Annotated in this window: 5 protein-coding genes and 1 pseudogene; 4 read left to right on the top strand and 2 right to left on the bottom strand. The window is 39.3% G+C overall.

Annotation, left to right across the window (positions count from 1 at the left end; all coding sequences use genetic code 11):
- The 4 genes and pseudogenes from FTV32_RS15420 to FTV32_RS15405 all read left to right on the top strand — a co-directional run.
- Positions 1-109: pseudogene (locus FTV32_RS15420) on the top strand (IS701 family transposase); the annotation flags it as partial.
- A gap of 90 nt (positions 110-199) precedes the next feature.
- Positions 200-697 carry a DEAD/DEAH box helicase gene (locus tag FTV32_RS15415; protein ID WP_257227644.1) on the top strand — a complete coding sequence of 166 codons (498 nt, stop codon included), beginning with the start codon at positions 200-202 and terminating at the stop codon, positions 695-697.
- Positions 698-983: 286 nt separating this feature from the next.
- The gene (locus FTV32_RS15410) at positions 984-1292 is read left to right on the top strand and encodes a helix-turn-helix transcriptional regulator (protein ID WP_034684105.1); all 309 of its coding nucleotides are present in this window, start codon (positions 984-986) and stop codon (positions 1290-1292) included.
- Entirely contained in the window at positions 1289-2578 is a 1290-nt protein-coding gene (locus FTV32_RS15405; RefSeq protein ID WP_035270307.1) for a type II toxin-antitoxin system HipA family toxin, read from the top strand. Before FTV32_RS15410 ends, FTV32_RS15405 begins: the two co-directional genes overlap by 4 nt.
- Positions 2579-2596: 18 nt before the next feature.
- On the opposite strand, the gene FTV32_RS15400 is transcribed toward FTV32_RS15405, so the two are convergent.
- Positions 2597-5944, bottom strand: a complete 3348-nt coding sequence (locus tag FTV32_RS15400) for a DEAD/DEAH box helicase (protein ID WP_180029072.1) — start codon at positions 5942-5944, stop codon at positions 2597-2599.
- Between the two features lie 49 nt (positions 5945-5993).
- A partial coding sequence (locus FTV32_RS15395) for a transposase (RefSeq protein WP_180029071.1) occupies positions 5994-6501 on the bottom strand: 508 nt, incomplete at its 5' end.

The following is a 6501-nucleotide window of genomic DNA, read 5'->3' as shown; positions in this document are numbered from 1 at the left end:
AAATGTATATCGTTGGCAGAAGAAATTATTTAGACCAGTTATCAAAAACTTCATTGATGACTTTATTCTCGATAAAAATCATCTGCTACCACAGAGAATCTATAAATAATAGTGCGTAAGTCCTATACAAGTAAATTATGAAGGTGAATTCCCAGAAATTTTCTTTGGTACCGAAAATAAACCACATATTTCAAAGCTGATGCAACATCTTACTGAAGATAAAGAACGTAATAATGCCATTATTAAAGATGTCTCTCATTGTATTCAAAATGGTCAGATCCCGTTAATTTTAACTGAACGTAGAAAACATGCCGAAAATCTTAGAAATAAGTTGAATGATTTAGGGTATAAAACATCTATTTTACAGGGAGGTATGAGCCATACAAAAAACATAAAAGAAAAACAAAATTTAGATGATGCTCATGTTGTGATTGCCACGGGAAAATACATTGGTGAAGGTTTTGATCTTCCTCGTTTAGATACCTTGTTCTTGGCATTCCCGATTTCATGGAAAGGCACTTTGGCTCAATATGTTGGGCGTATTCATAGATCAAATGAAGGTAAATTTGAAGTTCAGGTATATGATTATGTTGATGTTAACCATCCGATATTTGTCAAAATGTTCCAGAGAAGGAGTAAAAGTTATAAAGCTCTAGGCTATATTGTAGAACAATCACACAATAATATCGTTTTATAATTTTCGATCTATTGACACTACCCCAATTTTCAATCCATAAGATAATTAAACGTAAAGCCGCTTTTAAGATTCTAAATGTGTGGGTCTCCTTGGCATCAAAATAACTGGCCATCACAAAGGATGCGGGTCCGAATGCAAATTTTAACTGTATTTTCAGAGTCATTTCAGATCACTACGTAGCTAGGGCTGTTTTACAGATCGAAATGATAAAGTCATAAATTGCTTTTCAAAAAAAAAGCAACTAATATGTCTCTTATAGAATCCAAAAGAAATAAATGTATCTACAATGAATAAGTCTTTACTTCAGCAAATCAAAAAAAGACGAACCCAATTGGGCTTAAAGCAAGTTGATATGCAATCCCGTACAGGCATTTCAAGACAGCAGTACCAAAAACTGGAAAGTCAGGGCAACCCTCGATTAGAGACTTTAGAAATTATAGCGGCAGGATTAAATGCTCAACTGATGCTCATCCCTGATGATAAGGTTCATTTGATCAGACAATTATTGAATGATGGAATTAAAGTCACTATTGAAGATCAGGATGACTTAATGACTAACCCATGGAAGGGTCTTCTCGGAGGAGAGGAACCATGAATACTGTTGCCGTCCTGAAATTAACATTACATCACGGTATCGTTGGATACTTGGCAGGATTTCAGAGCGGAAAAAATATTCTGGTTTTTACAGATTCTTTCCGCTCTGATCAGCAACGCCCGACCTTGAGCCTGCTGACTTCCCCCTTGTATCCTCAAGTGGATAAGATTTTAGAAAAGACCTATGTTACACATCAGCGTTTACATCCCTTGCTATCAAACTTGCTACCAGAAGGTGCATTACGCGAACTGATTGCACAAAGCCTCAAAGTACATATAGACAATGAATTTCAGTTATTGGCAGCTTTAGGTCATGATTTACCTGGAGCACTCATTGCGACTCCATTAGATCCAGAAGAAATTCCAGATGAAATAAAATTCAAACTGCAGATCTCTAATCCAGATCAGATCTTAAAGCAAGAGATTCGAACAGATAATAAGTTTTCCTTGGCCGGCGTCCAAATGAAGTTTTCCATGAAAGCCAAAGATGGGCGTTTTACACTAGTCCAGGCAACGGAATCGTCTCTACTCGGGGACTGGATTGTCAAAACTCCTTCTTCCAGACATGCTTTTGTTCCGCTAAATGAATATTCTATGATGACCCTTGCCAAAACGGTCGGAATAGATGTCCCTGAGATTCGCTTGGTGGATGTGGCCCTTTTACAAGACCTTCCACCATTAAATTTACCCCAAGAGCAATATGCTTTCGCAATCAAAAGATTTGATAGACAGAGTACTGCTGATACTACAGAGCTTATTCACATCGAAGACTTTGCTCAGATCTTCGGTGCATATCCACAGCAGAAATACAGCACCACAAATTATGAGCAGATAGGAAAGATCATTTATCAATTTTCAGATAACAAAATTCTTGATATTCAGCAATTTGCCAGCCGCTTACTTGTCAACATTTTGCTCGCCAATGGAGATGCACACTTAAAAAACTGGAGTATGATTTATCAGGACAAAAGAACACCAAGATTATCTCCCGCATACGATATATTGATGACTAGTGTATATATTGAAAATGAGCTTCATTTCGCATTGAATCTTGCCAAAAATAAAGATTGGTATTTAGCTGAGATGAAACACTTTGAACAATGGGCTGAAAAAGTCGGTGTTCCATGGCGTGTTATTGAAAAACAACTTCACGCCATTATGGACAAAGCACGGTCAGTATGGCCAGCGCTATTACTAGACTTACCTATGATTTCTGTTCATAAAGAAAAATTAAGAGAACATTGGAAAAAATTGCATCCAGACTTTCAGATACTTACAGATGATTAGAGGAAATCTGCAACCAAGCTAAAATTTCTCAAACAAGTTCATCACGTCATTTTCCGTCAGTTTCGCTTCTCCCTCATGATCGGTACTTAGAATAGACTGTGCCAGTTCTGCTTTATTTTGCTGTAAGGCAAGAATTTTTTCTTCTATGCTTTTATTGGTAATCAGCTTATACACAAATACCGGCTTGTCCTGTCCAATCCGCCATGCACGATCTGAAGCTTGATCTTCAGCAGCAGGGTTCCACCATGGATCATAGTGAATGACTGTATCTGCGGCGGTTAGATTCAGACCGACCCCTCCTGCTTTCAGACTGATTAAAAATACCGGCACTTGTCCAGACTGGAATGTAGTAATAGCTTCATCCCGTTTCTTGGTCTTTCCAGTCAGTTTCACATAGCCAATTTCAGCGTGATGGAGCTGCTGCTCAATCAGTTCCAACATTGAGGTAAACTGAGAGAAGATAAGAATTTTTCGCCCCTCTTCCACCATTGGAACGACCATATCCATCAACTGTTCAAGTTTGGCTGAGTGAGCCTGCCCGGTTTTAACTGAATCCAGTTTCAGTAAGTTAGGATGGCAGCACACCTGACGTAGCTTCAGTAAGGCATCTAAAATTTGGATTTGACTACGTTTAAAGCCTTTTTCTGCCACAATTTTCTGAATGCTTGCCTGCATCGTGGCACGAACAGCCTCATACAACTTGGATTGCTGGTCATTCATATCAATATTGACTTCAATCGTGGTTTTTTCTGGCAACTCTTTGGCTACGTCAGTTTTCAAGCGACGTAAAATGAAGGGCTTAATCCGGTTGACCAACTTTTGTCTTAACTGCTGATCACCGCGCTTTTCAATCGGATGACGGTACTTTTTATTAAAAATTTCTTGTGAATATAAAAATCCTGGCATCAGGAAATAAAATAGTGCCCATAGCTCACCCAAATGATTTTCCATCGGGGTACCGGTTAGACACAAACGATGTCGTGCTTTTAATTGCCGTACTACCTGTGCTGCTTTGGCACGCGGATTTTTGATATTCTGCGCCTCATCCAAAATGAGTTGATGATATTCATATTGCTTTAGTTGCTCTTCATCTCTCGCCAGAAGCGGATAGGTGGTTAACACAATGTCATAGTGCGGAATCTGCTCAAAATACTGATGACGGTCGGGGCCCTGTAGCAGCAGTAACTTGAGCTCAGGGGTAAATTTCTGCGCTTCTTTGAACCAGTTATGCATCAGCGATGTGGGTGCAACAATTAAGGCGGGTCTGTCCTGCAAATGACCAGCCTGCTTTTCCATGAGTAAATGCGCTAAAGTTTGTGCTGTTTTGCCCAAGCCCATATCATCCGCCAGAATCCCGCCATGCTGGGTTTCCCTTAAAAACTGTAACCAGCCTAGGCCCTGCTGCTGGTATGGACGTAATTCCCCCTGAAAACCTTGTGGTGTCGGCAGTTGTTGCTGATAGCCTTGTTTGAATTTATGTACAAATTTCTGCAGGCGATCACTGACCTGCCATGTCATCCCAAGATTATGCTGCAATTCTAATAATTGACTCGCATCATAGCGATCAATACTGCGCTCTTCTTGCTGTAAAATGCTCTGCAGATGCAACAATACCGGCTTAATATCCCTAGCGGATAGCGCCAAATCAGGTTGATCAACTGCAGTTTTCACGGTGAAAATTTGACTGTCATGCAGATGAATAAAAGTCCGTGGATCAAGTAAATCAGGATTTACTCGCACCAAAGCTACGAGCGCATCAAGTAAATTATAAGAATTGCCTGCACTGTCTTGAACCGTCGCCCCGATATTGAACCAGTCCTGCTGACCTTCAGATTCAGTGATAGAAATATTTAAATTTTCAACATATTGCAGGTTAAAGGGGCTGTGTTCCAGATGCTCTATCTGCCAGCCCATCAACTCAATTTGATTGATGGGCATCAGCTGTTTGATCCAGTCTCCATAGAAAGCAAAAACCATAGAATCGAGACGTTGTTTATCCAGTTTTAATTGCTGGTCATAACTAAGATCTTTCACCCACTTCAGTGATTCGACCAATAGCTGTAAACGCTGGATTGACTGTTGTTCCTGAACTAAGTCCCGAAGCTGTCGCACCATTTTCCCATGCTGCTCACCAATAAAACTGTCACCTGATGTACCTGCTTTTATTCGCCCACCAGCATAGGAAAATTCAATTTCAGCACAAACAGACTCTTCCCATTTCCAATCAAATTTATCTAAAACACCGAAGCGTAAAATTGGCTGGGGACTTCCCTCAAGAACCTCAATATGCTGAATAGACTCGGGCCGAGGCAGATTTTTCACGTCTGAATATTGATGAGTCAGTTTCTCAAACTCTGGCAAGAGCATAGATGGAAGATCAGGCATCTGTAAAAAATGGTACAGAAGATTTGCCGTATATTCACCATATAACTGGCCCACCGTGTTCTGTTGAATATTCACATAACATGGTGGATGGCTCGCGAGAATCTGAATATGTGGATTTGATTTCAAATCAAGTCGAATATCACCATTGACCAATTCAATGTTTAAATGCTCTGTCTGTTTGTTTACACCTTGTTGCCAGATCAATTCGATGTGATAGCCTTGTTCTGACCATTGAAGTGCAGTATGGCTCTTTTTTTGCCAGTACACATCGCCACTTTGAATAAAAGATTTGAAATGCTCCAATAAAATTCTGGAGATATCAAGATTGCTTTGATAAAAGCGTTCGTCACTGTTTATTTTGGCATAATAATAAATCTGGTTAAATAATTGTCGTTTTTGTTCAGGTAAAGTCAGATGCTTTCTGGTGATATTTTCATATTGGGTATAATAACTTTCCCCCGCAATTGAGCCGTTTTTATTGCGTCTGGCCTTCTGAACATCAACTGTCAATTTCTTTAAGCTGACAGACTGATCTAGCAGGTAAATTAAATAATTGTTTGTTTTGACAGATTGCTCTGGTTCAGTCTGTTGTAAATACCGTTTAAAATCATTCAACCAGCGCTGCGCCTGATCATCCCCCCGTTGGCGTTTTGTGATTCCCTGCGGGGATTGAGAGTCAGCATAACGCTGCTGAAATTCCTGGCGATATTCCTGAAAGAATAACCGCGCTAAAGCCGCAGCATGTTTACAGTTATATCCAACCGGACAAGTGCAGTCGTCATCAATTAAACGGTCTTTTTGGGGATTATAGGTAATCGCAGTATCGTAATAATCTGTCCCTTCAATTTGGGCATACATCGTGACATCATCATTTTCCTCAAAAAACTCAATTGTTTCCCTATCAATGTGCTTAGCATAGCTCAGACTACGATGAAGAGTTGCAGTACTAAAGCGAGATAGAAAATTGATCAATGACGACATGATTACCAGACACTAAAAATGTTTATACAATTATAGGACTTACGCACTATTATTTAAAGATTCTCTGTGGTAGCAGGTGATTTTTATCGAGAATAAAGTCATCAATGAAGCTTTTGATATTTGGTCTAAATAATCTCTTCTGCCAACGATATACATTTTCCAAGATCCGCTCAAACTGGTTCTTTTGTATCTCAACGTAGGCCATCAAGGCTGAAAAAATATGATTCAAAATCAGTTTAGATCGTCTTACCTGAAACTTTTCAATATGACAAACCTGTTTAATAACCCGGTGATATTGCTCTATTTTCCAATGACTTGAATGTAATTCATGAAAACCCTGAAAGGACAATAAATCATCTTCATTTTGATGTACAATATAAAACCTCTGCTGTTCTTTTAACTGAGTCTTAAATAATTGTACAAAGCCAAAATCTTTGAGCCAGACCACTTGACCCTGATGAAAATTTGGCAATAAACGCAGTTGAAACCATTGTCCTTTTTCTGGGGAAACCTTACGGTTACAGTCGATACCAAACATAAATCGAATACCATATTTT

The organism is Acinetobacter sp. YH16032, assembly GCF_013417345.1.
Lineage (GTDB): Bacteria > Pseudomonadota > Gammaproteobacteria > Pseudomonadales > Moraxellaceae > Acinetobacter.
The sequence above is the reverse complement of the archived record's forward strand: the minus strand, read 5'-3'. Positions and strand labels throughout refer to the sequence as shown.

Excerpts from the sequence above, each read along its gene's own strand:
- FTV32_RS15415 (WP_257227644.1), top strand. The coding sequence starts at position 200 with ATGCAACATCTTACTGAAGATAAAGAACGTAATAATGCCATTATTAAA.
- FTV32_RS15410 (WP_034684105.1), top strand. The coding sequence starts at position 984 with ATGAATAAGTCTTTACTTCAGCAAATCAAAAAAAGACGAACCCAATTG.
- FTV32_RS15405 (WP_035270307.1), top strand. The coding sequence starts at position 1,289 with ATGAATACTGTTGCCGTCCTGAAATTAACATTACATCACGGTATCGTT.
- FTV32_RS15400 (WP_180029072.1), bottom strand. The coding sequence starts at position 5,944 with ATGTCGTCATTGATCAATTTTCTATCTCGCTTTAGTACTGCAACTCTT.